Here is a 25,990-nt window from a genome sequence, read left to right as displayed (position 1 = left end):
CGCCGCGTCAGCCGACGGCCTTCGCGGCCGCCCGGCCGGCGGTACGGCCGGAGAAGATGCAGCCGCCCAGGAACGTCCCCTCCAGCGACCGGTAGCCGTGGACCCCGCCGCCGCCGAAGCCCGCCGCCTCCCCCGCCGCGTACACCCCGGACAGCGGTGCGCCGTCCTCGGCGAGGACCCGGGAGGACAGGTCGGTCTCCAGGCCGCCCAGCGACTTGCGGGTCAGGATGTTGAGCCGGACGGCGATCAGCGGACCGGCGGCCGGGTCGAGGATGCGGTGCGGCTTCGCGGTGCGGATCAGCTTGTCGCCCAGGTAGGAGCGGGCTCCGTTGACCGCTGTGATCTGCAGGTCCTTGGTGAAGGGGTTGGCGATCTCGCGGTCGCGGGCCGTGATCTCGCGTCGCAGGCCGTCCTCGTCGATCAGGCCCTCGCCCGTGAGGGCGTTCATGCCCCGCACGAGCGCGCCGAGGTCCTTCTCCACGACGAAGTCCACGCCCTTGTCCATGAAGGCCCTGACCGGCGCGGGCACGTCGGCACGCGCCCTGCCGAACACGCCGCGGACCGACTTCCCCGTGAGGTCGGGGTTCTGCTCGGAGCCGGAGAGCGCGAACTCCTTGCCGATGATCTTCTGGTCGAGGACGAACCAGGTGTAGCCGTATCCCGACCGCATGATGTGTTCGAGGGTGCCCAGCGTGTCGAAGCCCGGGAAGAGCGGCACCGGCAGTCGCTTGCCGCGGGCGTCCAGCCAGAGGGAGGACGGGCCGGGCAGGATCCGGATGCCGTGCTTGTCCCAGATCGGGTTCCAGTTCTCGATGCCCTCGGTGTAGTGCCACATCCGGTCGCGGTTGATGTGGCGGGCGCCGGCCTTCTCGACGATGCCCAGCATCAGACCGTCGACGTGGGCGGGTACCCCGGAGAGCATCTTCTCCGGTGGGGTGCCCAGCCGCTCGGGCCACTGGGAGCGCACGAGGTCGTGGTTGCCGCCGATGCCCCCGGAGGTGACGATCACGGCCTGGGCCCTCAGCTCGAATGACCCTGCGACCTCACGGCCGCTCGCGGTGCCCCGCTCGGCGCCGCTCTCCGCGAGAATCTCGCCCGTGACCGTGTCGACCGCGCCCGCGGAGCGGCCGAGGCCCGTCACCCGGTGGCGGAACAGAGGACGGACGAGCCCCTTCGCCATACCCTCGCGGACCCGCCGCTCGAAGGGGGCGACGACCCCGGGACCTGTGCCCCAGGTGATGTGGAATCGGGGCACGGAGTTGCCGTGGCCCGTCGCGTCGTAACCGCCGCGCTCGGCCCAGCCGACGACGGGGAAGAAACGCATCCCCTGGGCGTGCAGCCAGGAACGCTTCTCCCCGGCGGCGAAGTCGACGTACGCCTCGGCCCACCGGCGCGGCCAGCGGTCGTCCTCGCGGTCGAAGCCCGCCGTGCCGTACCAGTCCTGGATCGCCAGCTCACGGCTGTCCTTGATCCGCATGCGGCGCTGCTCGGGCGAGTCGACGAGGAAGAGCCCGCCGAAGGACCAGTGCGCCTGACCGCCGATGGACTGCTCGGGCTCCTGGTCGAGGAGGATGACGGTCCGGCCCGCGTCGACGAGCTCGGCCGTGGCGACCAGCCCCGCGAGTCCTGCCCCGATCACGATCACATCAGCGTCGTACGCCATGGGTTCCATCCTTCGGGGCGGTGCGGGGCGGGAGAGCGGGGCGAAGTTACTTGAGGGTCAGATCTTCTGTACGGGCCGCGTCCACGTCAACCGTCCGGTCGACGCCGGCTTCACGCCTCCGATACGGCCGCAGGGCTATCGTCGGACCGTGTCCTTGCTGGTGATCGCTCTTTCCGTGGCCGCGGCGTGCTGTGCGGGCTTCGGTTTCGTCCTGCAGCAGGACGCGGCCCGCCACGCGCCGCCGAGTGATTTCCTCTCGCCCCGGCTGCTGCTGGACCTGATGAGGGTGCCGAGCTGGCTGGCCGGCATCGGCCTGATGATCTGCGGCATGGTCCTCGGGGCGCTGGCGCTCGGGCGTGGCGAGGTGTCGGTCGTCGAGCCGCTGCTGGCCACCAATCTGCTCTTCGCGCTCGCCCTCGCGCGCTACTTCACCGGGCAGCGGCTCGGCCGCCAGGGCTGGGGCGGTCTGTGGCTGCTGGCCGGAGGTGTCACCACGTTCCTGCTGGCCGGCCAGCCGCGCGGCGGCGACGCGGTGACGGAGCCGCTGCGGCACTGGCTGGTGATCGGTCTGGTGGTCGGGGTCGCGCTGGCCCTGACCGCATTCGCCAGACACCCGCGTACCCCCTGGGCCCCCACGCTGCTGGGTCTGGCGGGGGGTCTGCTGTACGGGCTCCAGGACGCCCTGACCCGGGTCTGCGTCCTGCGGCTGGAGGCGGGCGGATGGGCTGCGCTGTTCACGGGCTGGCAGCCGTATGCCCTGGTCGTCCTGGGGGTGAGCAGCCTGATCCTCGTCCAGAGCGCCTTCGAGGCGGGTCCGCTGCGGATGTCGCTGCCGGCGCTGACCGCCGCCCAGCCGCTGGCCGGGATCGTCTGCGGGATCGGTTTCCTCGGCGACCAGGTGCGCACCGACACCGGCGCGCTGGCCTGGCAGGCCGCGGGGCTGGCGGCGATCGTGGCCGGGATCGTGCTGCTGGGGCTGCACCCGGCCATGCCGGTGGGGAAGGAGAAACACGGTGCCACGGCCGCCGACCGGTTGATGTTGGATGGGCGGCATGAATCCGGCTGACGAGGTACTGGACATCGTCGACGAGAACGACGAGGTCGTCGGGCAGGCGACACGCGGTGAGGCGACCGCACGCGGCCTGCGCCACCGCTGCGCCTTCATCGAGGCGAGGGACGGCGCAGGCCGGCTGTTCGTGCACCGCAGAACGGCGACGAAGCTCGTCTTCCCCTCGCACTACGACATGTTCGTCGGTGGCGTCGTGGGCGCCGGCGAGTCCTACGACGAGGCAGCGCTGCGTGAGGCCGAGGAGGAGCTGGGGGTGTCCGGGCTCCCCCGCCCGACACCGCTCTTCAAGTTCCTCTACGAGGGCGACGGGCACAGCTGGTGGTCGTACGTGTACGAGGTGCGCTGCGAGCTGCCCGTGCGGCCGCAGCGCGAGGAGGTCGCCTGGCACACCTTCCTGACGGACTCCGAGCTGTCGGAGCGGCTGCCCGACTGGACCTGGGTGCCGGACGGGCTGGAGACGTACCACCGGCTGCGGGACTTCCGGGCGGGCTCGCCGGGGGCGGGCTCGTGAGCGGCTTCGTGCGGGGGCTCCGGCTGTGGTTCGCGCCCGAGCGGATCCGCGAAGAGGGTGACACACCGGACTACCGCTTCTCCCTGGCCAACGAGCGCACCTTCCTGGCCTGGATCCGCACCGCTCTCGCGCTGATCGGCGGCGGTTTCGCGGTCGATCAGTTCCTGCCCGACCTGGCCTGGGGCATCCGGGCGGGCCTCGCCCTCGGGCTGCTGGCGGCGGGTGTGCTCTGCGCACTGCGGGCCGTGCACCACTGGGTGCGGTGCGAACGGGCGATGCGGCGCGGCGAGGATCTGCCCGCGTCCCGCTTCCCGGCGCTGCTGAGCCTGGTCGTCGCCGTGGTGGCGGTCGCGATGGTGGTGGTCGTCCTGTTCGGCTGGGAGGGCCGGTGACCGGTCCGGCCCGCGATCCCGGTCTCCAGCCGGAACGGACGCGACTGGCCTGGCGGCGCACCACGCTGACGTACACCGTGGTGGGTCTGCTGGCGGGCCGGCAGGCCCTGCACGGCGGCGCGAGCCCGGTCGGCGTGCTCGCGGTGGCGCTGAGCCTGGTGGCCTGGCTGGGCTTCCTCGCGGTGGCGCACCGCCGGGTCACGGACATGGGCAGCGCGCGGCCCGCCCCCCTGTCCTCGCGCCATGCCCTGGCAGCTGCCGGGTGCACGCTCGCCCTCGCGGTGTTCGGCGTCGCCACGCTCTTCTGACGGTCCGCACGGCCCCCGGCCCCCTACTCTCGGCCCTCGGTGACCGGTGCGGGCCAGGAAGGACCGACTGGGCACCCTGCGCGCGGAGCCGGAGATCACTTCGCCGATTCCGGGCGGACACTGGACGACATACCGACTGGTCGGCATCATGGTTCCGACCGTTCAACCGCCCCGGAGGTGCGCACCATGAGCCCAGTCCACCCGCCAGGTCTCGACCTAGACCTGCTGCGCGACCATCTCGACCGCGAGCGGCCGGGGCTGGTCGACGGGCCTCTCGACGCACGGGTGATCGAGGGCGGACGCTCGAACCTCACCTACGTCGTCACCGACGGCTCCGGGCAGTGGGTCGTGCGCAGGCCTCCACTGGGTCATGTCCTTGCCACCGCGCACGACATGAAGCGCGAACACCGCGTGATCAGCGCCCTGCACCCGACGGCGGTCCCCGTACCGCGGCCGCTCCTGCTCTGCGAGGACGACTCGGTCATCGGCTCGCCGTTCTACGTCATGGAGTACGTCGAGGGGACGCCGTACCGCACCGCCGAGCAGCTCGCCCCGCTCGGCGCGGAGCGCACCCACGCCGTCGTCCTGGGGCTCGTCGACACCCTGGTGGACCTGCACGCGGTGGATCCCGCGAGCATCGGCCTGGGCGACTTCGGGCGCCCGGACGGCTTCCTGGACCGGCAGCTGCGGCGCTGGGGGAAGCAGCTGGACGCGTCCCGCAACCGCGAACTCGCGGGCATCGACGAGCTGCACGCCTCGCTCGGCCGGGAGCTTCCCGCCTCCCCCGCGCCCACCGTCGTCCACGGCGACTACCGCCTGGACAACGTGCTGATCGGCGGCGACGACCGCATCAAGGCCGTACTGGACTGGGAGATGTCGACGCTCGGCGACCCGCTGACCGACCTCGGGCTGCTGGTGATGTACAGCTCCGACCTGGACCTGCCGGAGTCACCGGTCTCCACGACCAGCGGTGCGGCGGGCCATCCCAGCCCCGCCGAGCTGATCCGGCGCTACGCGGAGCGTTCCGGCCGTGACACCTCCGCCATCTCCTGGTACACGGCGTTCGCGTGGTTCAAGCTCGCCGTGATCCTCGAGGGCATCCACTACCGCTACACGCTGGGCCAGACGGTCGGCGCCGGCTTCGACCGCATCGGCGACCTGGTCCCCGTCTTCATCGCGCACGGCCTCACCACCCTCCAGGAAGGCTGATCACACCGTGGACTTCGCATTCGACTCCCGTACCGAGGAGCTGCGCACCAGGCTGCTCACGTTCATGGACGAACACGTGTACCCCGCCGAGCAGGTCGCCGAGGAGCAGCGCGCACAGCTCGCCTCGCCGTGGGACACCCCGCGGATCGTCGGGGAACTCAAGGCGGAGGCGCGCAGGCAGGGCCTGTGGAACCTCTTCCTCCCGGACGCGGAGTACGGCGCCGGGCTGACGAACCTCCAGTACGCCCCGCTGGCCGAGATCACCGGCCGCAGCCCCCAGCTGGCGCCCACCGCGGTGAACTGCGCGGCCCCGGACACCGGGAACATGGAGGTGCTCTCCCAGTTCGGCTCGGACGCGCAGAAGAAGCAGTGGCTGGAGCCGCTGCTGGCCGGGGACATCCGCTCGGCGTTCGCGATGACGGAGCCCGAGGTGGCCTCGTCGGACGCGACGAACATCGAGACGCGGATCGCCCGGGACGGCGAGGACTACGTCATCAACGGGCGCAAGTGGTACATCTCCGGGGCGATGAACCCCGACTGCGCGGTCTTCATCGTGATGGGCAAGACGGACCCGGACGGTGAGGACATCCGCCGCCAGCAGTCGATGATCCTCGTCCCGCGCGACACCCCGGGGCTGGAGGTGCGCCGGGCGATGCAGGTGTACGGCTACGAGGACCATTCGCACGGCGGCCACGCCGAGGTCGTGTTCACCGACGTGCGCGTGCCGGCCTCGAACCTGATCGGTGAGGAGGGCGGCGGCTTCGCCATCGCCCAGGCGCGGCTGGGTCCCGGCCGTATCCACCACTGCATGCGGCTGATCGGGATGGCCGAGCGCGCGATCGAGCTGATGTGCAGGCGGGCCGTCGCCCGCAACGCCTTCGGCAAGCCGCTCGCCCAGCAGGGCGTCGTCCAGAACTGGATCGCGGACGCCCGGGTGACGGTGGAGCAGCTGCGGCTGCTGGTCCTGAAGACGGCGTGGCTGATGGACACGGTGGGCAACCGCGGGGCGCACACCGAGATCCAGGCGATCAAGATCGCCACCCCGCGCGCGGTCTGCGACATCCTCGACCGGGCGGTGCAGCTGCACGGCGCCGGGGGCGTCAGCCAGGACTTCCCGCTGGCCGAACTCTGGGCCTCGGCCCGGACGCTGCGGCTGGCGGACGGACCTGACGAGGTGCACCAGCGGTCGCTGGCGCGGCGGGAGATCAAGAAGTACCTTTGAACCCCGGTGCGGGGAGGCGCCGGTACGGCACCTCCCCGGCGGGCCAGAAGGCGGGTCAGAAGGTGAGCTGCCAGCTGTCGATGTAGCCGGTGTCCTGCGCGGCGACATCCCTGACCTGCAGCTTCCAGGTGCCGTTGGCCACCTCGCTCGACGCGTTGACCGTGTACGTCGCGATCACGTTGTCCGCGGAGTCGCTACTGCTGGAGTTCTTCAGCCGGTAGGCCGTCCCGTCGGGAGCGAGCAGGTCGACGACGAGGTCACCGCGGTAGGTGTGCTTGATGTCCACACCGACCTTGAGCGCGGAAGGGGCGTTGCCCGTACGCCCGGTCACCGCGACCGGGGAGGACACCGCGGCGCCGTTGTCGGGCACGTTGTAGTTGGCGGCGTTGCTGAAGACGGTCCCGGTCGGCGGGGTGACCGTGCCGGCGGACAGGGTCCATATCGCATGGGCCACCGCGTCGCTGTTGCGGTCCAGGGCCGTGTCGTTGATGTTCGCCGTCGTGTCGCACGACGAGTGGTAGCAGCGGTCGAAGGCCTGACCGGCCGTGCCGCCCCACTTCTGGGCCTGGGAACTCGTCTTCGTGTAGTCCGCACCCGAGAACAGGCCGCCCACCGGGACGCCCGCGCTCTTGAACGGGGCGTGGTCGGAACGTCCGTCGCCCTCGGTCTCGATCTCCGTGGGTATCGACAGACCGGCGTAGTAGTCCTTGAAGGTCTGCTCGATGACCGGGTCGTCGTCGTAGACGAAGTAGCCCGGGTTGGGCGACCCGATCATGTCGAAGTTGAGATAGCCGGCGAGCTTGGAACGCTCGGTGGAGGCCAGGTTGTTGACGTAGTACTTCGATCCGACGAGGCCCAGCTCCTCGGCTCCCCACCAGGCGAAGCGCAGGTGCTTGTCGGGCGCGAGCTGCGCCCGGGAGACCGCGAGGGCGGTCTCCAGCACGGCCGCCGATCCGGAACCGTTGTCGTTGATCCCGGCTCCGGAGGTCACCGAGTCGAGGTGCGAGCCGGCCATGAGGATGTTGTCCGGGTCACCGCCCGGCCAGTCGGCGATGAGGTTGTACCCGGTGGCGCCGCCGGAGGTGAACTGCTGGAGGGCCGTGGTGTATCCGGCCGCGTCCAGCTTGGCCTTCACGTAGTCGACGGACGCCTTGTAACCGGTGCGCCCGTGGGCCCGGTTGCCGCCGTTGGCGGTGGCGATCGACTGGAGCTGGGTGAGGTGCGCCTTGACGTTGGCCAGGGGTATGTCGGGGGCGGCGGCGACCGCGGGGGCGGCCGGTTCCGCGTGGACCGCGGGGGCCGCGGCTGCCAGTAGGGCGGTCGCGGCGAGCGCGACGGCGGGCAGGGATCTGAGGCGGTGAGGTCTCATGTCAGGCTCCGGATTCCGTTGGGGAGTGACGGAACGTGCGGGGGTCCCCGTCCGTGCACGGCCCGGGGCCTGGAGCTGGCGGTGCGAAGTGCGCCCCCGATGCTCAATCAATGTCCGCGTACAGTCAAGAGCAGGATTCGGGCAGCACTGTCCGGTATACGGACATACGAGGTGAGCGTCCCGCCGCCGCGGGGCTGTACGAGGACGAGGAGCTCGTCCGGAAGGCGCTCACGCGATCCGCGTCTTCGCGGAGGAGCTCACCCCGGAACTCCTCATCGCCCTCGGCATACCGGACCCCGACCGATCCCGGGCCGCCGGCCCGATCCGTCAGGGGCGCGGATCCGTCAGGGTGGCAGCCCTCAGGGGCGCAGCGCCCTCAGCAGCAGGTCCGCCAGGTGGTCGGCGACCTCCTGCTGACTGAGCGGGCCGTCCGGGCGGTACCACGTGGAGAGGTGGTGCACCGAGCCGAAGTGGTAGTCGACGACCAGGTCGGCCGGGGTCGCCGAGGAGAACACGCCGGCCCTCTGCCCCTCCTCGATCAGGGCCCGGAAGCGTTCGTGGTAGCGGCGGCGCTCGATCCGCACCTGCTTGTTCTTCTCCGGGCTCAGGTGGTGCATGGAGCGGAAGAAGATGGAGGCGTCGTCGAGGTTGTCGATGGTCGTGACGACGACGTCGGCCGCGGCGTCCCGTAGTCGCTCCTCGACGGGCGCCTCGGCGTCGGCGAAGGCGTCCAGCCGCTCCTGCTGGAGCCGCAGCACCCGGGCGTAGACCTCCTGGAGGAGGTCCTCCTTGGAGCCGAAGTAGTGGTAGAGGGCCCCCTTGGTGACCCCCGCCGCCTCGACGATCTCCTGGACGGACGTGCGGTCGTAACCACGCTCCGCGAAGAGCCGGGTCGCGGCGGCCAGCAGCCTCTGGGGAACGGGCACACCGTTCCCCTCCGTCGCCTTGGCCATTGCCGCCACCTGTCCTCTCGTACCGTGCGTGAACCGCTCTACCGGGGGGAACGCAGTTCCCGCCTCAGGATCTTCCCACTGGCCGTCTTGGGAAGTTCCGTCAGGATCTCCACTTCGCGCGGGTACTTGTACGCCGCCGGCCGCTCCTTGCGGTGAGTGCGGTGCGGTCCGGGGCCCGCTACGGCGGCGCGGAAGGCGTGCACCACGGTCTCGGCCGGGTGGACGAGGGCGAGCTGGGCCTCGCCGAGCAGCGCTGTCCAGGGCTTCGCCGCGTAGATCGACTCGGTCATGCGCCGGTCGCCTCCCACTTCTGCTGCAGGTGGTTCATGTTGCCGATCCAATGGTCGGGGTCCTTGGCGCGGGCGCGGTAGTAGCCGGCGACCTCGGGGTGCGGCAGCACCAGGAAGCGGTCCTGCTCCATGGCCTCGAACAGTGCGTCGGCGACCGCTTCCGGTTCGATCGCGGTGGGGGCGAGGACGAGGTCGCCCGCCGATCCGGCGGCCGTGAGCATGTCCGTTCGCACCCCCTGGGGGCAGATCGTGTGGACCTTGACGCCGCGGTGCCGGTAGGTCAGGGAGAGCCATTCGGCGAAGGCGACGGCACCGTGCTTGGAAACGCTGTACGGGGCCGCCCCGATCATCGTGAGCAGTCCCGCCGCCGACGCGGTGGAGACGAAACGGCCGCTGCCACGCTCCAGCCAGTCGGGCAGCAACGCCTTGGCCGCGCGGACGTGCGCCATCACGTTGACGTCCCAGGCCGCGGCCCACACGTCCTCGTCGGCGAAGGCGTCGCCCCCCGACGCGAGACCGGCGTTGGCGCAGTAGACGTCCACGGTGCCGCCGAGTGCCTCACGCGCGGCGTCCACGACGGTGGAGGCGTCGCCGGCCACGACGGTGCCGCCGATCTCCTCGGCGAGCGCCTCGACCCGGTCCGCCGCGAGGTCGTTGACGACGACCCGTGCACCCTCCGCGGCGAATCTGCGGGCCAGAGCGGCTCCGATACCGCCTCCGGCTCCGGTCACCACTACGCCAGCGCCCTGCACCGTACTCATCGGTCCCGCCTTTCCCGTCCGTCCTACCCGGCAGACTAACCAGTCGGTATGTGATGGGGGAAGGGGCCCGGGGCAGGACTGGGAATCTGCCCAGTCCTGGGCGTTCCGTGTAGACCACACCCGCGCTAGCGTGCGTGACCATGGCAGTCGTCGCGATCATGGAGGTAGTGCAATGACCCTGTCCAGGCGTGGTGTGCTGGCAGTCGGCGGAGCGATCGGGGCCCTCGCGGCCACCGCCGCCGGGCCAGGGACGGCCGCGGCGGCGGGCCGGGGGCCAGGCGCCGGGCACGGCCGTGTCCGCACCGGTTTCGACCGGCTGGCCGCCGGCGGTTACCGGATGCTGGCCGGGGAGAAGGTCGGCATCGTCACCAACCCCACCGGGATCACTTCGGACGTCCGGCACATCGTCGATGTGATGCATCCCGACGACCGGGTGAATCTGACCGCGGTCTTCGGACCCGAGCACGGCTTCCGGGGGACGGCGCAGGCGGGCGGCTCGGAGGGGCGCTACGACGACCCCGCGACCGGGCTCCCGGTCTACGACACGTATCTGAAGAGCGGGCAGGCCCTCGCCGGCATCTTCACGGCGTCGGGCGTCGACACGGTGGTCTTCGACATCCAGGACGCGGGTGCCCGCTTCTACACGTACATCTGGACGCTGTACGACTGCATGGAGGCGGCGGCGCTCGCGGGCAAGCGGTTCGTCGTGCTGGACCGGCCGAACCCGGTCACCGGCCGCGCCGCCCTGGGTCCCGTGCTCGACCGGGCCTTCGCGTCGTTCGTGGGCCGCCGGGAGATCTCCCAGGCGCACGGCATGACGGTCGCTGAGCTGGCCCTGCTCTTCAACTCCGAGTTCCTGGCGGACCGCCCCGTGGAGCTGGACGTCGTGAAGATGTCGGGGTGGCGGCGCGGCGACTTCTTCGACGCGACGGGTCTTCCGTGGGTCCCGCCGAGCCCCAACATGCCGACCCCGGACACGGCGCTGGTCTACTCGGGTACGTGCCTGTTCGAAGGCACGCTCCTGTCCGAGGGCCGGGGCACGACGCGGCCCTTCGAGCTGCTGGGCGCGGAAGGCGTCGACCACCGCTGGGCGGCAGCCGCCAACGCGCTGGACCTGCCAGGGGTGGCGTTGCGCGAGGCCTATTTCACGCCGACGTTCTCCAAGTTCCAGGGGAAGACGGTGGGCGGGGTGCAGGTGCACGTCCAGGACCGGGAGGTCTTCGACCCGGTACGCACCGGGATCGCGCTGCTGGTGACGGCCAAGCGGACCTGGAGCGGGTTCGGCTGGCGGCCCGACAACGCCATCGACCGGCTCTCGGGCAACACCCGGGTACGCACCATGATCGACGCGGGAGCGGACACGGACGAGGTGGTGGGGGCCTGGCAGGCCGACCTCGCCGCGTTCCGGAAGATGCGGCGGGAGTACCTGCTGTACAGGTGAGTCGCCGGCGTACGGACGCGGAGGCGGGGTGGTACGGGCCGGGCCCGTACCACCCCGCCTCCGTCTCAGCTCGTTTGCGGAGCTGTCAGGAAGTTGCGGCAGAGGTCCTGTCCGGTACTGCGGGTGCTCACTCAGCGGTGCGAGGGGAACTCCACGACCTGCTGGTACGTCGGCCGGTTCTGCCAGTGGATCGACTTCTGCGAGATCCCGCCCAGCGGACGGTGGACGATCGCGTCGGTGCACCACTGCTCGCCGGCCTTGCAGCTGTCGTCACCCGGGTAGACCGTGGCCGCGGGTACGGCCGCCGCCTCCTTCAGGGTGCTGAGCAGCGCGGAACGGCAGGCGCCGAGGTCGCCGCCACCGCAGTACGTCTTCGCCAGCGGCCCCTTGACGGGCTGCCCGAGGACCTGACGCAGGTCCTTGTCCGCGAAGCCCCACCAGCCGTACTGGAACGCGGAGCCGCTGTGCGCACCGCTGGGGCCGTGGCTCGCCGCCGGGGACTCGTCCGTGGCCAGGCTCGCGGTGAGCGCGCCGTAGAGGCCGTCGCCCAGCCCCGGACGGAACTCCGCCTCGATCAGCTTCGGCCACCACGCGTCCATGATCCGTACGGCGTCCGCGTGCGTGTACGTGTGCGATCCGGGGCCGGTCTCCTTGCGCTGGGCCCCGGCGGCCCGCCAGGAGTCGAGTTGCTGCACCGCCGTGTTGAGCGCCGGGTCGGTGACCGGCTGGGAACGCAGGACCTTCAGGAGCTCGGGCAGCAGCTGCTCGCCGCGCAGGTCGGTGAGTGCTGCTTCCGCCATGGCGCGGGTGAGGGAGGCGCGGGTCACGCCGCCGTCCTCCACGAGTGCGGAGACCCGGTCGTCGAGGAGGTCGCCCCGGTGCACGGCGCCGAATCCGAACGCCGCGGTGGAGTAGTCCTTGGCCTGCCGGTTGTTCCACGAGATGTAGTAGTCCTGGCCGCTGGACTGCGGGTGTTCGGCGAACGGGGTGTAGTCGGTGGTGTTGGCCGCCGGGTCGTAGCCCCGCCACTCGTACGCCTGCTCGGCCTTGACCGGCAGGGCGGCGTCGACGCCGGCCGCGCGCACCGGGTTCATGCCGCTGTTGTAGTACGCCGCCGTGCGCGAGTCCGCATAGAACCAGTTGAAGGCGTAGTCGATGTGGCTCGCCGCCCGCTGGAAGGAGGCCGCGTCCGTCACGTACGCCGGGTCGTTGAGCAGTTGGAAACCGATGATCGAGTCGGCCTCGTGACGGTAGGTGGTGCGCAGCGAGGTGTAGGCGACGGGCTTGCCGCCGACCGTGGCGCGGTGGGTGACGATGCCGTAGTCCGTGCGCCACACCTGCATCCGGTAGGAGCCCTTGGCGGTGGAGTCGGCGACGGTGGGCTTCCAGGAGTTGCCGCGTTCGAGCTTCTCCATCGCCGCGCAGGCGCCCCGGAAGCGGTAGTGCGCGGAGTCCTTGGTGGGCGTGGAGCCGTCGGGTTCGCAGAGTTCGACGGCGTAGGTGTCCGTGATGTCCTGGGCGGCGGAGGTGGCGCTCCAGGCGTAGTCCTGGCCCCGGCCCATCTGGATGTACATGCCGACACCGGCGAAGGAGACGCCCCGGGCGCTGATGCCCGGCCCCTGGAGCTCCTGCAGCATCATCAGCTGCGGGGCGAAGTAGCCGGTCTGGGGGCCCATGACGGCGATCGGGTTGCCGCTCGCGGTGTGCTTGCCTGACACCAGCAGGGCGTTGGACATGCCCCGCTTCTGGGCGCCGTCGCCGGATCCGGGGAGCGAGCCCTCGGGTATCACGCCGTCGTCGAACACACCCTGCAGCGGTTTCAGCGAGGCCGGCGCGTCGACGGGTGCCTTGCGGTTGCTGCCCGCCGAACCGGTGCGGTCGTGGATGAGCGGTTCGGGGGTGACGGAGCCCGGGTCGGGCAGCGCGGTGCCACGGGCGTTGTCGGGCTTGCCCGCGTACGGGAACGAGGTGCCGTCGTGCACGGTGAGGACGGCCTCGGGGTCGTTGCGCTGGCGGAAGGACTCCCAGACCCGGGTGCCCTCCTCGACGCCGTACTTCTGCTGGGCGGCGAGCAGCGAGAGCGCGGCCTGGACCTCGCCGCCCCCTCCCCCGCCGAACTGCCCTCCGACGACGGAGGCGATCGAGATCAGGTCGGTCAGCTTGAACGGCTGGATCTCGCCGATGTTCGTGATCGCGTCGATCTTGCCGGTGAGGACGTACTCACCGGGGAAGTAGCGGCCGTTCTTCGACTTGACCCGGTAGGCGTTGATGCCGTCGACGTAGGCCTGCGCGTCGTCCATCGCCTGCTCGCCGAGCGCGCCCTCGGTGGTCCTGATGCGCTCGACCTGGGCTTCGAGATCCGCCTCGGTGTACGGGGCCTGCGGCCAGAACTGCTGCTCCAGGCCCTGGTTGGCCAGGGCTCCGCCGGCGAACGAGGTCAGCTCGCCGCGGCCGATGTGCCGGAAGAGGTCCATCAGCCACAGCCGGTCCTGCCCGGCGGCGAATCCCGCGCCGAACTCCGTGCCGTAGCGGGTGGTGCCCTTGATGTGCGGAACGCCGCTCTTCCTGTCGCGGGTGATGGTGACGTCCTCGCGCGGCGAGGTGACGGATTCCACCTGGTTCGCGGCGACGCCGAAGGAGGCGTCGTTGAAGAAGTCGGTGAGCTTCTGGTCGGTGAGGCCGGTGTGGCCCGCGACCAGGCCGTTGTAGCGGTCGAGTTGGTCGTCGCTGTGCGCGGGATGGGTGCCGAACGCCTTGTTGCCGAGGATCTCGACGAGCGTGGCGTTGCCGTTCTCGCCGGGCGGCAGGATGTCCGCGCACTGGCTCGCGCAGTGGTCGGTGACGGCGAGGGGCTTAGGTTGTGCCGCTCCGGCGACGGGTGCCGAGGCGAGAAGGGACGTGCCGAGAGCGAGAACGGCCGCGACTGCGGCGGCTCCGAGCGTGCGGGTGCGTGGGGGCATGCCTGCTCCTCCGGGTGGCCGATGCGCCGGAGGTTACTGGCGGTACGCCACGCCGGTAAGATGAACATCAGTCACTTTTTCCGAATCGCCACACGCCTGTGCACGGTCTCACACGGGCCGTCTCGATCCGTGGACGCATTTCACCTTTCGATGGAGCCGAATCGGGCAGTCGTACGTCCATCCCTTGACGCCGAAGTACGAGCGACGGAGGTGGCAGTGCCATGGCCGGTTTCCGGAGTCTTGCGAGACAGGTCCGCGATCCGCAGGGCGATCTGGCTTTGCGGCGGTACTCGCTGCGCAAATGCCTGGAACGATTCGCCCCGTACGGTCATCGGGCGACCTGGGATCACCTGTGCGCCCGGCACGGGATCGGGCCCGAGGACCGAGCCCCCGACCCGGCGCGACTGATCCACGCGCTGGAAGAGCTGGAAGAAGCGCGGGCCGTGTGGCTCGTGTACGAGACAGGGTTCGCCGAGCGGCGGCGACGCGAGAAGCACGACGGGCTGCGCAGGCCCGGCACATTCGACGACTGGCACCGCAGGACCTGGGGCGGCTACGGGATCGCGCACTGCGACGATCCGGGCGTCCACCCGAGCGCGCCCCTGGCCGAGGTCCTGGGACGGCTGATCTCGGCCCTCGGCTCCGAACCCGGCACGGCGTGTCCAGTCTGCACCGGGACCGGCATCGTCTGGCGGCATGACCTGGACCGCGAACCCGGGGCAGGCCCGGTCTGCACACGGTGCGGGATCGTGGTCCCCCGGCCCGTCCTGACGGCGGGCGCGCTGGCCAGGGCCCGGGGGGTGCGGTCCAGGGACCTGGCAGCGTCGGCGGCCTGAGTGCCCTCCCCGAGACAACGGCCGGCCGTGGTGCGGGCGCGTGGACAGCCCCGCGCGGGGACGTCGCGCACGCGCACCGAACACGCCCGGACGGAGAACGGTACGCTCAGGGGCGCTTCGCCGTGCCCCTTTCCGGCATGAGGCGCGACCCGGTCAGCCGGTCGCCGAACACGTCGTCGGGGTTGGACAGCACGCAGGTCTCCAGCGACAGGCACCCGCAGCCGATGCAGTCGGTGAGATGGTCGCGCAGCCGCCCCAGCTGCTTGATGCGCTCGTCGAGTTCCGAGCGCCACGCCCGGGAGAGCCGCGCCCAGTCCTCGCGGTTCGGCGTGCGCTCCTCGGGCAGTTCGGCCAGCGCGTCCCTGATGGTGGCCAGCGGGATGCCCACCCGCTGGGCCGCCCGGACGAAGGCCACCCTGCGCAGGGCGTCCCTGGTGTAACGGCGCTGGTTGCCGCTGGTCCGGGTGCTGCTGATCAGGCCCTTGGACTCGTAGAAGTGCAGGGCGGACACCGCGGCGCCGCTACGGGCGGAGAGCTGGCCGACGGTGAGTTCTTGGTAGGTCTGCGGGATCTGTGGCACTCCCCCCACGCTAGTGGCCACGCGTCCCCGCCCGCCCGTCACTTGCGGAACCCGGCCGGTTCGTCGTTGACAGGGAAGCGCGGCCCGACCATGCTGAGCAAGCGCTTAGACATTGCCCGGGCATGGCGAAGGACAGCCGGAAGGCAGGGACCAGGAACATGGCAGAGCCGAAGATCTTCACGTCCGCTCAGGAGCTGCGGGACGGCGTGGGCGAGGAACTCGGTCACAGCGACTGGCTGGAGATCGAGCAGAAGCGGATCGACCAGTTCGCGGAGGCCACCGGCGACCACCAGTGGATCCACGTGGACCCGGAGCGCGCCGCGGGCGGCCCCTTCGGCACGACGATCGCGCACGGCTACCTGACGCTGTCGCTGCTGCCGGTGTTCGTCCCGCAGATCCTGCGGGTCGAGGGCGCGAAGATGGGCATCAACTACGGGACCAACAAGGTCCGTTTCCCGTCGATCGTCCCCGTCGGTTCACGGCTGCGCGCCACGGCGGTGCTCAAGAGCGTCGAGGAGGCGGGCGGCGGCGTACAGGTGACCGCCCTCGTCACCGTCGAGCGCGAGGGCAGCGACAAGCCCGCCTGCGTCGCGGAGTCGGTGTCGCGCTACTACTTCTGAGCGGTGGGAGGCGCCGGGCCCCCGCGGGAGCCCGGCGTCACCTCTGTGCGCCCACCATCCGCAGGACCAGGTCCGCGTAGAGCGTACCGACCTCCTCGGGGGTGCGGCTGCCCTGCGCGTTGAACCAGCGCGCGACGTCGATGCAGAGGGAGAGCACGGCCAGCGTGGTGCCCGGCACGTCGGGGACGTCGAACTCGCCGGCCTCGACGCCCTCGCCGATGATGCGGCGCACCACGGCGTCGGTCCGCCGGCGCAGGGCGACGATCTCCGTGCGGTGCTCCTCGGCCAGGGCCTCCAGCTCGTACTGCACGACGCGCGCCGTGGTGTGCCGCTCGGCGTGCCAGCTGACGAAGGACCGCACCGCGTCGGCGAGCCGCTCGGACGCCGTACCACCACTGCCTGCGGCCGTCTCCAGGAGGAGCAGCGCGCGGTCGTGGCCGATCCGGCTGATGCGGTGGAGCAGCTCCTCCTTCGTCTTGTAGTGGATGTAGAGGGCGGCCGGGCTCATCCCGGCCCGGCCGGCGATGTCCCGGGTGGTGGTGGCGTGGTAGCCACGCTCGGCGAATGCCTCGACGGCCGCGACGAGCAGTCGCCTGGCCGCCTCGGGCGTGACCTCGCTCCACGGCATGTTCTCGCCGTCGGTCCCCTGCGCCGTACTCATCGCCACGTGCCCCTTTCCGCTGGCAGGACGAACACCATACCGCGAACCTGAGCAAGCGCTTAGATCGTCGGCGGACGGAGGACGGGGAGAGACCGTCAGAGCTTCTGGAAAGGATCGTGCTCGGCGAGGATCTTCTCCAGCAGGGCCTGGTCGACCCGGCTGATGATCTGGCCCGCCTCCTGCCGGTCCCTGATCACCTTGGCGAGGGTGAAGCACGAGGTGACCAGATACAGGACGCCGATGGCGAGGAAGGCCCACACCCAGGCGTCGACGTCGAGGAAGTAGATGCCGAGGGCCACGGCCCCCATCGCCACGCCGAAGGAGAGGACGGCCTGGCCATGGGGACAGCATCCGCCGCGCCACAGGGCCCCCGGTATCCGTCGGCGTACTCATCCGGTACTCAACGGGCCGGGGCGCCGGCCCCGGCCCAGGTCCGGTTCAGAATGCGGAGACGCCCGTCAGGGCGCGGCCGATGATGAGCTTCTGGATCTGGCTGGTGCCTTCGTAGAGGGTCATCACGCGGGCGTCCCTGACCAGCTTGCCCACGGGGTACTCGTCGATGTAGCCGTAACCGCCGAAGACCTGGAGGGCGTTGTTGGCGGCGCGCACCGCGGCCTCGGAGGCGAAGAGCTTGGCCGTGGACGCCGCGGTGGCGAATTCCTGACCCCGGTCGACGAGGTCGGCCACCCGCCAGGTCAGCATCCGGGCGGCGTCGACGTCCACGGAGATGTCGCTGATGAGCTCCTGGACCAGCTGGTAGCTCGCGATGGGCTTGCCGAACTGCTCGCGTTCGCCCGCGTAGCGCACCGCCGCGTCCAGTGCGGCCTGGGCGATCCCGACGCAGCCGGCCGCGACCGACATCCGCCCCTTGGCGAGGGCCGACATGGCGACGGAGAAGCCCTTCCCTTCGGGGCCCATCATGGCCGAGGCGGGGACGCGGACGTCCTCCAGCACGAGTTCGGCGGTGGCCTGGCCGCGCAGCCCGAGTTTGCCGTGGACCGTACGCCGGGTCAGGCCCGGGGAGTCGGCCGGCACCAGGAACGTGGAGATCCCCCGGTGCCCCGGGGTGTCGCCGGTGCGGGCGAAGAGCAGGACCACGTCGGCCCAGGTGCCGTTGGTGATGAACATCTTGCTGCCGTTGATGACGTATTCTCCGCCGTCGCGCACGGCCCGGGTCGTGAGGTTGCCGGCGTCGGAGCCTGTGCCCGGTTCGGTGAGACCGAAGCAGCCCACGGCGTCGCCCGCGGTGAGCGGCGGCAGCCACCGCCGCTTCTGCTCCTCGCTCCCCCAGGACGCGATCGTCTTGGCGACGAGTCCGAGCGATACGGACACGATGCCGCGCACGGAGGAGTCACCGCGCCCGAGCTCCTCGGTGACCAGGCAGTACGCGAGGTGGTCACCGCCGGAGCCGCCGTACTCCTCGGGAACGGTCAGCCCCAGGAAGCCCAGGGCACCGAGCTTCTTCACGATCGACTTGTCGACACTTTCGGCACGGTCCCACTCGACGACGTGCGGGGTGATCTCCCGCGCGACGAAGTCCTCGGCGAGCTGCCGGACGGCGTCCTGCTCCTCACTCAGCTCCAGGTTCATCCTGCGACACCCCACTTTTAATTAGCACTGCTAGTTTTTGATTCGCAGGCCCTACTATGTGCCGCATGGCCCGACCGCGCAAGCCCCTCCTGAGCAGAGACCGCATCGTCGAGGCGGCGGGCGCGCTCGTGGACGCCGAGGGACTGGGCGCGGTCTCGACCCGGCGTCTCGCGGCGGAGCTCGGGGTCAGCGGGCCCTCGCTCTACAACCACTTCCGGAACAAGGACGAGATCCTCGACGCGGTCGCCGACGCCGTCTCGGCGCAGGTCGACCTGTCGATGTTCGAGGAGTCCGACCCGCGCGACTGGCCCGCCGCCCTGCACGACTGGGCCGTCTCCTACCGGGCGGCGCTCGCCGCGCACCCGCACATCGTCCCGGTGCTCGCCCAGGGCCCGGGCCGCAGGCCGGCCGGCCTGCGGGTCGCAGACGCCGTCTTCGGCGCCATGGTCCGGGCCGGCTGGCCGCCCGCGCAGGCCACCTACATCGGCGCGCTGATGCGCTACTTCATCACCGGCTCGGCCCTCGGCTCCTTCGCGCGCGGATTCGTCGACGACGAGACCGCGTACGACCCCGCCGACTACCCCCACCTCGGCCAGGCCCACCTGCTGGCCGACCGCCGCCAGCAGGTCGACGAGGGCGCGTTCGAGACAGGGCTGCGCGCCCTGCTGGACGGCCTGGAACTGCAGTACGAGCAGGCAGCGGCCGGCCGTGCGGTTCGGCCGTCGCCGAACGGTTCCTGACGCATCCTGGACGCATGGCCCGTACGACGCACGACCCGATCGCGCCCCGGCTGGACTCCGGGTGGTGCGAGCGGGGTCGGGACCGGGAGAGCGGTGCGGGCGACTTCCCCGGGGAGGGAGGCGCTGTACCGGCTCCTGGGCGTCCAGGCGGCGTCACTTGACGCTCCCTGACAATTCGGTGGGCCCCGAAGCGTGACGGCCCTACGGTCGTCGTCATGACCTCGACACCGCCACCACCCGTGGCCTCCTCACCGGTACGCGACTGGCGCGCCCCGGCCGCAGCCTGCACCACCGTGCTCCTCTGGGCCTCGGCCTTCGTCTCCATCCGCAGCGCCGGCGAGGCCTACTCCCCCGGGGCGCTGGCCCTGGGCCGGCTGCTCGCGGGCACGCTGACCCTCGGCGCGATCCTCCTGCTGCGCCGCGAGGGGCTGCCGTCGCGGGCGGCGTGGCCCGGCGTCATCGGATCCGGGCTGCTGTGGTTCGGGCTCTACATGGTGGTGCTCAACTGGGGTGAGCAGCAGGTCGACGCGGGTACGGCGGCCATGGTCGTGAACATCGGGCCGATCCTGATGGCGCTGCTGGGCGCCAAGCTCCTCGGGGAGAGCCTGCCGCGCCGGCTCCTGACGGGGATGGGCGTCTCGTTCGCGGGCGCCGTCGTCGTCGGTCTGTCGATGTCGGGCCACGGCGGTTCCTCGGTGCTGGGCGTGCTCCTGTGCCTGCTGGCCGCGGTGGCGTACGCGGGAGGGGTGGTCATCCAGAAGCCTGCGCTCCGGCACGGATCCCCTTTGCAGATCACCACGTTCGGCTGCCTGATCGGTACGGTCGCCTGCCTGCCCTTCAGCGGCGTACTCGTCTCCGAGGCGGCCCACGCGCCGCTGTCCGCCACTCTGAACATGGTCTACCTCGGCGTGTTCCCGACGGCTCTGGCCTTCACGACGTGGGCGTACGCCCTGGCGAGGACCACAGCGGGGCGGATGGGCGCGACGACGTACGCGGTACCTGCCCTGGTGGTGCTGATGTCGTGGGTCCTGCTCGACGAGGTTCCCGCGCTGCTCACTGTGGGGGGCGGGCTGCTGTGCCTGGCCGGGGTGGCGGTGTCACGGACCCGTGGGCGGCGCGGCGGCGCGTCCGGCGGCATGGCGGTGGCGGCGGAGCAGGTGGCGGTGGAGCCGCCCGCCGAGGCCGGGCAGGTGGCGGTGGACCGGCCCTGAGGACCGGCGCCGGGAGGACCGGAGTCCTTCCCGCAGGTGCGCCCCGAGGCGTGCGGCGGGAGCTGGGCGGCGGATCGCGGCCCCGCTCCCGGATCCCGGCTAGTGCCCCTCCCGGCAAGCTTTGCCCCGTCGCGCCGCCCAGCACGCACGCTCCTACCGGGCAAACATTGCCGGTCGCGGCACTAGAAGACCACCAGCGCGCGGCCGCCCTTGCCCGCGACCATGTTCTCGAAGGCCGCCGGGATGCCCTCCAGCGCGATCCGCTCGGTGACCATCATCGAGAGGTCGAAACGGCCCGCGCGGATGTGCTCGGCCAGCACCGGCAGGTCGCGCTCGGGAACGCTGTCGCCGTAGACACAGCCGGTCAGCGAGCGGCCCCAGTGGAAGATCTCCAGGGCGTTGAACGACACCGCCTGGTCCTTGCCGCCGATCCCGACGACCGTGGTCCGTCCGCCCCTGCGGGTCGACTCCCAGGCACCCCGGATCGTGGTGGGCCGCCCCACGCATTCCACGGCCACGTCCGCACCCTGGCCCCCGGTGAGCTTGCGTACGGCGCGGGGGGTGGTGTCGGAGGCGACGACGTAATCGGTGGCGCCGGCCCGGCGGGCCAGTTCCTCCTTCTCCGGCGACACGTCGACGGCGATGATCCTGGACGCTCCGGCGATCCGGGCCGCCTGCAGGACCGCGAGGCCGACGCCGCCGATGCCGAAGACGACGACGCTCTCGCCCTCGCGCACCCGCGCGGAGTGGTGCACCGCGCCGTATCCGGTCAGGACGGCGCAGCCGAGCAGGGCGGCGTCGTCGAGCGGGATGCCGGCCGGGGCGGGCAGCACGCAGTTTCCGGCGACGACCGTTTCCTGCGCGAACGCGGCGACGTTGAGCCCCGGGTGGAGTTCGGTGCCGTCCGCCGTACGGGCGTGGACGCGGGCCGCGCCCTTCAGCGCGTCGGCGCAGAGCCAGACCTCGCCGATCCCGCAGTGGAAGCAGACCCCGCAGGACGGGGCCCAGTTGAGGACCACGGGGTCGCCCGCGGCAACGTGGGTGACACCCTCGCCGACGGCGAGCACCGTGCCGGCGCCCTCGTGGCCGAGGACCGCGGGGACCGGCAGCCGCATGGTGCCGTCGGACAGGGACAGGTCGGAGTGGCAGACCCCGGCGGCGGTGAGCCTGACGCTCACCTGGCCGGGGCCGGGCTCCGGGAGTTCGATGTCGGCGATCTCCAGGGGAGATCCGACGGCTGGCAGTACGGCGGCGCGGACCACGAAATGACTCCTCGGCGGATCGGCGTGGGACTCAGAACTGGAGGGACTTGGTCTGGAGGTACTCGGAGAGGCCGTGCGGGCCGAGCTCACGCCCCACCCCCGACTGCTTGTAGCCGCCGAAGGGGGCGAGGGGGTTGAAGCGCCCGCCGTTGATGTCGACCTGCCCGGTGTCCATGCGGCGGGCGAAAGCCACCGCCTCTTCGTCGTCAGCGCCCCAGACCGCGCCGGCGAGCCCGTACACGGTGTCGTTGGCGATCCGCAGGGCGTCGTCCACGTCCTCGTACCGCAGGATCGAGAGCACCGGGCCGAAGATCTCCTCCTGCGCGATGGTCATGTCCGGGGTGACGTCGGCGAAGACGGTGGGGCTGACGTAGTAGCCCCGCTCCTTGGGTGCCTCTGGGCCGCCCGCCACCAGGCGGGCCCCTTCCTCGACACCCTTCTCGATGTAACCCCGCACCCTGGCTTGCTGCTTGGCGTTGACGACGGGGCCGACGCGCTCACCGGGCACGTACTTGGCCACGGCCGCCGCAGCGAGGGCCACGGCCTCCTCGTAACGCTCCGCGTCGACCAGCATCCGGGCCCAGGCGCTGCACGTCTGGCCGGAGTTGGACATCACGTTGGCGACGCCGACGTTGACGGCCTTGGCGAGGTCGGCGCCGGGCAGGATCACGTTGGCCGACTTGCCGCCCAGCTCCAGGGCGACGCGCTTCACGGCGGCTCCCGCGGCGGCTCCGATCTGCCTGCCGACCGCGGTGGACCCGGTGAACGACACGAGGTCGACGTCCTCGTGCCCGGCGAGCGCCTGGCCCGCGACGGCGCCGGTCCCGGTGACCAGGTTGAAGACACCGGCTGGCAGGCCGGCCTCCTGAGTCACCTCGGCGAAGAGCTGCGCGGTGAGCGGGGTGTCCTCGGCGGGCTTCAGGACGACGGTGCAGCCTGCGGCGAGCGCGGGGGCCACCTTGGCGACGATCTGGTGCAGCGGGTAGTTCCAGGGCGTGATCGCCCCGACGACGCCGACGGGCTCCAGCAGGACGGTGGAGTTGCCCAGCTTCTCCTCGAAGACGTGGGAGGCGGCCAGTTCGGCGTACGAACCCGCCACGAGCACCGGGACGCCCGCGTGCACTGTGCGGGACAGCGGGAGCGGTGAGCCGAGTTCGGCGGTGACGGTCTCGGCGAACTCGTCCGTGCGGGCAACGAGCGCGTCACGCAGGGCCGTGAGCCGGGCGGCGCGCTCGGCGGGCGGGGTGGCGGCCCAGCCGGGGAAGGCCGCGCGGGCGGCGCCCACCGCGGCGTCGACGTCCGCGGCGGTGCCCGCAGGGACGTGCCCGATGACCTGCTCGTCCGCCGGGTTCACGACCGCGATCGTGTCCCGTCCGGCGGCGGGCCGCCACTCCCCGCCGATGTACATCCCGTCATGCGCCTTCATGGCTGATCCTCCCGGGCTCGCTGTGCCTGCCGCCGAAGCCTTGCGTCGTACGGACGGATGCCGTCCCGGGCCCAAACTAGCGCTGTTAGTTTTTCGGCGCCAGGGAACGGCCGGAGACGCAGATCACGCGCGACCGTGCCAACGGTCGCACGGCTCACCGCGAATGTCCCGGGGCCGTGCTCCGCCGAACGCCCACGCGGGTGCGGGCACCCGCGGGGCCGTGCGTCAGCCGGAGCTCCGCCCGGCCCGCGCCCGCCCGCCGGGTGCGGGCGCCACGGGGCCGGGCACGTCCCTGGCCCCGCCGCCCCGCAGACCGAGCCCCGCGGCCACGACGAGCAGGGCGCCCAGCATCACGAACGGCGCCGCCGTGCCCGCGAGTCCGGCGACCAGGCCGGCCGACGCGGGGGCGGCTACCTGGCCCAGCCGGTTGCCGGTCAGCCTGAGCGCGAGCGCGGTTGAACGGGCCGCCGCGGGAGCCGACCGGACGACTGTGGTCATGGACAGCGGCTGACCGACGCCGAGGCAGAAACCCAGGGCGCCGAGTATGACGGCGAGCGCCCACACGGGGACGGGCAGTGCGACGGCGGCGCAGAGGAGCCCGCCCGCCAGACAGGTCGCGAAGAGCAGGGCCGGGCGCCCGACCAGACGCAGCATCGGTGTCATGACCAGCCTGCAGGCGATGGTCGCGGCGGCCCGCAGGCTGAGCAGCAGCCCCACGGTGGCCGGTGCGATGTGGCGGGTCTCGCCGACGACCGGCAGGTAGGCGGTGAGGATGTCGGTGGCACTCAGCACGGCGAGGCTGATGAAGATGCCCGCCGGGACGCCTCGGGTCCGCAGGATGCCGCCGACCGGCACCTTCGCGGACGCGCGCCGCGGTGAACCCGTGGCCCGTACATGCTCGATACGCCACAGCGAGGTGAAGGAGACCGCGGCCACGGCCGCCGAGACGAGCAGCGCGAGAGCGCTCGTAGGGGCCATGGCCCCGTCACGCTCGGAGACGAGGTGGCCGGCGGCGATCGGCCCGATGAGCTGGCCCAGCGAGGCGCCGATGGTGAAGTGGCCGAAATTGCGGTCCTGTTCGGCTGGAGCCGACTGCCGGGCGACGAGCGACTGGGCGCCGATGACGAAGCAGAGGTGACCGAGGCCCATGACCCCGCTCCAGGCGGCCAGGACCGGGAGCGAGCCCGCGGTGCCGCTCAGGGCGCAGCCGCCGCCGATCAGGGCGACGCCGAGGGGCAGCAGGGGTGCGCGGCGGCCGTGGTCGGTCCGCCGGCCGAGCGGTACGGCGGCGAAGAGCGGCAGCAGCGCGTACACGCCCGCGATGACGCCGACGGCGCGTTCGTCGGCGCCGAGTGAGAGGGCCCGGTAGGAGACGGCGGGCCGCGCCATGGACACCGCCCCCTGCGCGAAGGCGAAGGCGATGACGAGGCGCAGCAGCCAGCCCCTGCCGGGCCGTGGTTGGTCGGGCATCAGATGATTCCGAAGAGGATTCCCGAGCCGAGGACCACGAGCGAGGTCAGCGCGGCCCACTTGACGGTGAAGCGGGTGTGGTCGCCGAACTCCACCTTGGCCATGCCGACCAGGACGAAGACGGCGGGTACGAGCGGGGACGACATGTGCAGGGGCTGGCCCGTGATCGACGCACGGGCGATCTCCAGGGAGGAGACGCCGTGGGAGGCCCCGGCCTCCGCCAGCACGGGCAGGACTCCGAAGTAGAAACCGTCGTTGGACATGAAGTAGGTGAGCGGGACGCTCAGGAGGCCGGTGACGAGGGCCATGTGCGGGCCCATCGCGTCGGGGATCGCGCCCACCAGCCAGTCCGCCATGTGGTCGACCATGCCGGTGCCGGTGAGCACGCCGGTGAAGACGGCCGCGGCGAAGACCATGCCCGAGACGTTGAGGACGTTGTCGGCGTGCGCGGCGACCCGTGCCCGCTGGTCCGGCATGTGCGGGAAGTTGACCGTGAGGGCGAGGGCCGCGCCGAGCAGGAAGAGCACCGGGATCGGCATGAGCTCCATGATCATCGCGGTCAGCAGGGCCACCGTGAGACCGGCGTTGAACCAGTAGAGCCTGGGCCTCAGGGTGGGCCTGTGGGGGTCCAGCCCCTGGAACTCCTCCTCCTCGGCAGCGGGTTCGGAGCCACCCGCGTCCCTCGTTCCGGCTTCGGCGCCCCGCACGTCTCCCGTACCTCCGGTGCGCGTCGGGGTGGCACCGCTCTTCGTGAGCCGGTCGCCTCCGGCCCCGGCGAGGACGGTCCCGGGTTCGCCGACGAGCACCTCGTCGAGGGTGAGGGTCCCGAGCCGCTCGCGTTCGCGGCGGCCCAGGACGCAGGCCAGCAGGATGACGGCGAGTAGGCCGACGGCGAGAGCCGGGATCATCGGGACGAAGATGTCGGCCGCGTCCACCTTGAGCGCGGTGGCGGCCCGGGCGGTGGGGCCGCCCCAGGGCAGGGTGTTCATGACCCCGTTGGCGGTGGCGGCGACGCCGGTCATCACGACCAGGCTCATCTTCAGCCGCTTGTAGAGCGGGTACATCGCCGAGACCGTGATCATGAACGTGGTGGAACCGTCGCCGTCCAGCGACACGACCGCGGCGAGCAGCGCCGTACCGATGACGATCCGCATCGGGTCGGCCTTGCAGAAGCGCAGGATGGCCCGGACGATCGGGTCGAACAGGCCGACGTCGATCATCACGCCGAAGTAGACGATGGCGAACATCAGCATCGCCGCGGTCGGCGCGAGGGTGCCGACCCCTTCGATGACGTAGTCGCCGAGCTTGGCGCCCTGTCCTACGGCTACGCAGAACAGGGCGGGGATCAGGACCAGCGCCGCGATGGGCGACATCTTCTTCATCATGATCAGGACCAGGAAGGTCGCGATCATGGCAAAGCCGAGGATTGTCAGCATGTGGGATACC

At 71.4% G+C, this 25,990-nt stretch carries 25 protein-coding genes; 11 read left to right on the top strand and 14 right to left on the bottom strand.

All coding sequences use genetic code 11. From position 1 onward, the window contains the following. Positions 1 to 7: 7 nt before the first annotated feature. Complete coding sequence (locus ACFU5K_RS13750; protein WP_384060322.1) at positions 8 to 1,663, bottom strand: FAD-binding dehydrogenase; 1,656 nt, start codon at positions 1,661 to 1,663, stop codon at positions 8 to 10. A 148-nt stretch (positions 1,664 to 1,811) separates the two neighbouring features. Here ACFU5K_RS13750 and ACFU5K_RS13745 point away from each other — a divergent pair, with 148 nt between their 5' ends. The 6 genes from ACFU5K_RS13745 (at position 1,812) to ACFU5K_RS13720 (ending at position 6,374) form a co-directional block, all read left to right on the top strand. Continuing rightward, positions 1,812 to 2,729, top strand: a complete 918-nt coding sequence (locus tag ACFU5K_RS13745) for a DMT family transporter (RefSeq protein ID WP_384060319.1) — start codon at positions 1,812 to 1,814, stop codon at positions 2,727 to 2,729. Then, the gene (locus ACFU5K_RS13740) at positions 2,716 to 3,243 is read left to right on the top strand and encodes an NUDIX hydrolase (protein WP_384060317.1); all 528 of its coding nucleotides are present in this window, start codon (positions 2,716 to 2,718) and stop codon (positions 3,241 to 3,243) included. Before ACFU5K_RS13745 ends, ACFU5K_RS13740 begins: the two co-directional genes overlap by 14 nt. Next, positions 3,240 to 3,635, top strand: a complete 396-nt coding sequence (locus tag ACFU5K_RS13735; protein ID WP_384060315.1) for a YidH family protein — start codon at positions 3,240 to 3,242, stop codon at positions 3,633 to 3,635. Before ACFU5K_RS13740 ends, ACFU5K_RS13735 begins: the two co-directional genes overlap by 4 nt. Beyond that, complete coding sequence (locus ACFU5K_RS13730) at positions 3,632 to 3,943, top strand: DUF202 domain-containing protein (RefSeq protein ID WP_384060310.1); 312 nt, start codon at positions 3,632 to 3,634, stop codon at positions 3,941 to 3,943. The genes ACFU5K_RS13735 and ACFU5K_RS13730 overlap by 4 nt, the downstream gene beginning before the upstream one ends. Before the next feature lie 186 nt (positions 3,944 to 4,129). Then, the gene (locus tag ACFU5K_RS13725; RefSeq protein ID WP_384060307.1) at positions 4,130 to 5,152 is read left to right on the top strand and encodes a phosphotransferase family protein; all 1,023 of its coding nucleotides are present in this window, start codon (positions 4,130 to 4,132) and stop codon (positions 5,150 to 5,152) included. Between the two features lie 7 nt (positions 5,153 to 5,159). Beyond that, on the top strand, positions 5,160 to 6,374 hold the full coding sequence (locus ACFU5K_RS13720) for an acyl-CoA dehydrogenase family protein (RefSeq protein ID WP_384060304.1): 1,215 nt from the start codon (positions 5,160 to 5,162) through the stop codon (positions 6,372 to 6,374). A gap of 55 nt (positions 6,375 to 6,429) precedes the next feature. Here the strand turns inward: ACFU5K_RS13720 and ACFU5K_RS13715 are convergent, their stop codons facing one another. From ACFU5K_RS13715 to ACFU5K_RS13700, 4 genes are all read right to left on the bottom strand, one after another. Then, positions 6,430 to 7,743: a M28 family metallopeptidase gene (locus ACFU5K_RS13715; RefSeq protein WP_384060302.1), complete on the bottom strand. Its 1,314-nt coding sequence runs from the start codon at positions 7,741 to 7,743 to the stop codon at positions 6,430 to 6,432. Positions 7,744 to 8,102: 359 nt separating this feature from the next. Next, positions 8,103 to 8,696: a TetR/AcrR family transcriptional regulator gene (locus tag ACFU5K_RS13710; protein ID WP_384060300.1), complete on the bottom strand. Its 594-nt coding sequence runs from the start codon at positions 8,694 to 8,696 to the stop codon at positions 8,103 to 8,105. A gap of 38 nt (positions 8,697 to 8,734) precedes the next feature. Beyond that, positions 8,735 to 8,986, bottom strand: coding sequence for a hypothetical protein (locus ACFU5K_RS13705; protein ID WP_384060365.1), 252 nt, complete (start codon positions 8,984 to 8,986; stop codon positions 8,735 to 8,737). Then, entirely contained in the window at positions 8,983 to 9,747 is a 765-nt protein-coding gene (locus tag ACFU5K_RS13700; RefSeq protein WP_384060297.1) for an SDR family oxidoreductase, read from the bottom strand. The genes ACFU5K_RS13705 and ACFU5K_RS13700 overlap by 4 nt, the downstream gene beginning before the upstream one ends. Positions 9,748 to 9,919: 172 nt before the next feature. On the opposite strand from ACFU5K_RS13700, the gene ACFU5K_RS13695 reads away from it, so the two are divergent. Further along, entirely contained in the window at positions 9,920 to 11,188 is a 1,269-nt protein-coding gene (locus ACFU5K_RS13695) for an exo-beta-N-acetylmuramidase NamZ domain-containing protein (RefSeq protein WP_384060294.1), read from the top strand. A 131-nt stretch (positions 11,189 to 11,319) separates the two neighbouring features. On the opposite strand, the gene ACFU5K_RS13690 is transcribed toward ACFU5K_RS13695, so the two are convergent. Beyond that, entirely contained in the window at positions 11,320 to 14,148 is a 2,829-nt protein-coding gene (locus tag ACFU5K_RS13690) for a penicillin acylase family protein (RefSeq protein WP_384060291.1), read from the bottom strand. A 221-nt stretch (positions 14,149 to 14,369) separates the two neighbouring features. Between ACFU5K_RS13690 and ACFU5K_RS13685 the strand changes: the two genes are divergently transcribed. After that, positions 14,370 to 14,984, top strand: a complete 615-nt coding sequence (locus ACFU5K_RS13685; RefSeq protein ID WP_384060289.1) for a hypothetical protein — start codon at positions 14,370 to 14,372, stop codon at positions 14,982 to 14,984. Between the two features lie 106 nt (positions 14,985 to 15,090). On the opposite strand, the gene soxR is transcribed toward ACFU5K_RS13685, so the two are convergent. Next, positions 15,091 to 15,564, bottom strand: a complete 474-nt coding sequence (soxR, locus tag ACFU5K_RS13680; RefSeq protein ID WP_384060286.1) for a redox-sensitive transcriptional activator SoxR — start codon at positions 15,562 to 15,564, stop codon at positions 15,091 to 15,093. 158 nt (positions 15,565 to 15,722) lie between these two features. Between soxR and ACFU5K_RS13675 the strand changes: the two genes are divergently transcribed. Further along, the gene (locus tag ACFU5K_RS13675) at positions 15,723 to 16,184 is read left to right on the top strand and encodes a MaoC family dehydratase (protein WP_384060282.1); all 462 of its coding nucleotides are present in this window, start codon (positions 15,723 to 15,725) and stop codon (positions 16,182 to 16,184) included. Between the two features lie 37 nt (positions 16,185 to 16,221). Here the strand turns inward: ACFU5K_RS13675 and ACFU5K_RS13670 are convergent, their stop codons facing one another. From ACFU5K_RS13670 to ACFU5K_RS13660, 3 genes are all read right to left on the bottom strand, one after another. Then, complete coding sequence (locus tag ACFU5K_RS13670; protein WP_384060281.1) at positions 16,222 to 16,845, bottom strand: TetR/AcrR family transcriptional regulator; 624 nt, start codon at positions 16,843 to 16,845, stop codon at positions 16,222 to 16,224. Between the two features lie 95 nt (positions 16,846 to 16,940). After that, a complete protein-coding gene (locus ACFU5K_RS13665; RefSeq protein ID WP_384060358.1) occupies positions 16,941 to 17,222 on the bottom strand; it encodes a YiaA/YiaB family inner membrane protein in 282 nt (93 codons plus the stop codon). Positions 17,223 to 17,283: 61 nt separating this feature from the next. Then, positions 17,284 to 18,435, bottom strand: a complete 1,152-nt coding sequence (locus ACFU5K_RS13660; protein WP_384060278.1) for an acyl-CoA dehydrogenase family protein — start codon at positions 18,433 to 18,435, stop codon at positions 17,284 to 17,286. A 65-nt stretch (positions 18,436 to 18,500) separates the two neighbouring features. Here ACFU5K_RS13660 and ACFU5K_RS13655 point away from each other — a divergent pair, with 65 nt between their 5' ends. Together ACFU5K_RS13655 and ACFU5K_RS13650 are read left to right on the top strand one after the other, a co-directional pair. Further along, complete coding sequence (locus ACFU5K_RS13655; protein ID WP_384060275.1) at positions 18,501 to 19,175, top strand: TetR/AcrR family transcriptional regulator; 675 nt, start codon at positions 18,501 to 18,503, stop codon at positions 19,173 to 19,175. A gap of 215 nt (positions 19,176 to 19,390) precedes the next feature. Continuing rightward, positions 19,391 to 20,386, top strand: a complete 996-nt coding sequence (locus ACFU5K_RS13650) for a DMT family transporter (protein WP_384060272.1) — start codon at positions 19,391 to 19,393, stop codon at positions 20,384 to 20,386. Between the two features lie 182 nt (positions 20,387 to 20,568). Here ACFU5K_RS13650 and ACFU5K_RS13645 read toward each other — a convergent pair whose 3' ends face one another. From ACFU5K_RS13645 to ACFU5K_RS13630, 4 genes are all read right to left on the bottom strand, one after another. Further along, positions 20,569 to 21,648, bottom strand: a complete 1,080-nt coding sequence (locus ACFU5K_RS13645; RefSeq protein ID WP_384060269.1) for a Zn-dependent alcohol dehydrogenase — start codon at positions 21,646 to 21,648, stop codon at positions 20,569 to 20,571. Positions 21,649 to 21,679: 31 nt separating this feature from the next. Beyond that, positions 21,680 to 23,074 (bottom strand): aldehyde dehydrogenase family protein, encoded by a 1,395-nt coding sequence (locus ACFU5K_RS13640; RefSeq protein ID WP_384060267.1) that lies wholly within the window; start codon positions 23,072 to 23,074, stop codon positions 21,680 to 21,682. 225 nt (positions 23,075 to 23,299) lie between these two features. After that, a complete protein-coding gene (locus ACFU5K_RS13635; protein WP_384060265.1) occupies positions 23,300 to 24,544 on the bottom strand; it encodes an MFS transporter in 1,245 nt (414 codons plus the stop codon). Then, the gene (locus ACFU5K_RS13630; RefSeq protein ID WP_384060263.1) at positions 24,544 to 25,980 is read right to left on the bottom strand and encodes a CitMHS family transporter; all 1,437 of its coding nucleotides are present in this window, start codon (positions 25,978 to 25,980) and stop codon (positions 24,544 to 24,546) included. Before ACFU5K_RS13630 ends, ACFU5K_RS13635 begins: the two co-directional genes overlap by 1 nt. Between the last annotated feature and the right edge of the window lie 10 nt (positions 25,981 to 25,990).

Source organism: Streptomyces sp. NPDC057428, assembly GCF_042803195.1.
In the GTDB taxonomy this organism is placed as follows: Bacteria; Actinomycetota; Actinomycetes; order Streptomycetales; family Streptomycetaceae; genus Streptomyces.
The sequence above is the reverse complement of the archived record's forward strand: the minus strand, read 5'-3'. Positions and strand labels throughout refer to the sequence as shown.

What these genes read in the sequence shown, in the direction of transcription:
- ACFU5K_RS13635 (WP_384060265.1), bottom strand. Translation starts at nt 24,544, where the DNA reads ATGCCCGACCAACCACGGCCCGGCAGGGGCTGGCTGCTGCGCCTCGTC.
- ACFU5K_RS13700 (WP_384060297.1), bottom strand. Translation starts at nt 9,747, where the DNA reads ATGAGTACGGTGCAGGGCGCTGGCGTAGTGGTGACCGGAGCCGGAGGC.
- ACFU5K_RS13695 (WP_384060294.1), top strand. Translation starts at nt 9,920, where the DNA reads ATGACCCTGTCCAGGCGTGGTGTGCTGGCAGTCGGCGGAGCGATCGGG.
- ACFU5K_RS13690 (WP_384060291.1), bottom strand. Translation starts at nt 14,148, where the DNA reads ATGCCCCCACGCACCCGCACGCTCGGAGCCGCCGCAGTCGCGGCCGTT.
- ACFU5K_RS13740 (WP_384060317.1), top strand. Translation starts at nt 2,716, where the DNA reads ATGAATCCGGCTGACGAGGTACTGGACATCGTCGACGAGAACGACGAG.
- ACFU5K_RS13670 (WP_384060281.1), bottom strand. Translation starts at nt 16,845, where the DNA reads ATGAGTACGGCGCAGGGGACCGACGGCGAGAACATGCCGTGGAGCGAG.
- ACFU5K_RS13630 (WP_384060263.1), bottom strand. Translation starts at nt 25,980, where the DNA reads ATGCTGACAATCCTCGGCTTTGCCATGATCGCGACCTTCCTGGTCCTG.
- ACFU5K_RS13650 (WP_384060272.1), top strand. Translation starts at nt 19,391, where the DNA reads ATGACCTCGACACCGCCACCACCCGTGGCCTCCTCACCGGTACGCGAC.
- ACFU5K_RS13705 (WP_384060365.1), bottom strand. Translation starts at nt 8,986, where the DNA reads ATGACCGAGTCGATCTACGCGGCGAAGCCCTGGACAGCGCTGCTCGGC.
- ACFU5K_RS13675 (WP_384060282.1), top strand. Translation starts at nt 15,723, where the DNA reads ATGGCAGAGCCGAAGATCTTCACGTCCGCTCAGGAGCTGCGGGACGGC.
- ACFU5K_RS13710 (WP_384060300.1), bottom strand. Translation starts at nt 8,696, where the DNA reads ATGGCCAAGGCGACGGAGGGGAACGGTGTGCCCGTTCCCCAGAGGCTG.
- ACFU5K_RS13660 (WP_384060278.1), bottom strand. Translation starts at nt 18,435, where the DNA reads ATGAACCTGGAGCTGAGTGAGGAGCAGGACGCCGTCCGGCAGCTCGCC.
- ACFU5K_RS13640 (WP_384060267.1), bottom strand. Translation starts at nt 23,074, where the DNA reads ATGAAGGCGCATGACGGGATGTACATCGGCGGGGAGTGGCGGCCCGCC.
- ACFU5K_RS13685 (WP_384060289.1), top strand. Translation starts at nt 14,370, where the DNA reads ATGGCCGGTTTCCGGAGTCTTGCGAGACAGGTCCGCGATCCGCAGGGC.
- ACFU5K_RS13725 (WP_384060307.1), top strand. Translation starts at nt 4,130, where the DNA reads ATGAGCCCAGTCCACCCGCCAGGTCTCGACCTAGACCTGCTGCGCGAC.
- ACFU5K_RS13655 (WP_384060275.1), top strand. Translation starts at nt 18,501, where the DNA reads ATGGCCCGACCGCGCAAGCCCCTCCTGAGCAGAGACCGCATCGTCGAG.
- ACFU5K_RS13715 (WP_384060302.1), bottom strand. Translation starts at nt 7,743, where the DNA reads ATGAGACCTCACCGCCTCAGATCCCTGCCCGCCGTCGCGCTCGCCGCG.
- ACFU5K_RS13750 (WP_384060322.1), bottom strand. Translation starts at nt 1,663, where the DNA reads ATGGCGTACGACGCTGATGTGATCGTGATCGGGGCAGGACTCGCGGGG.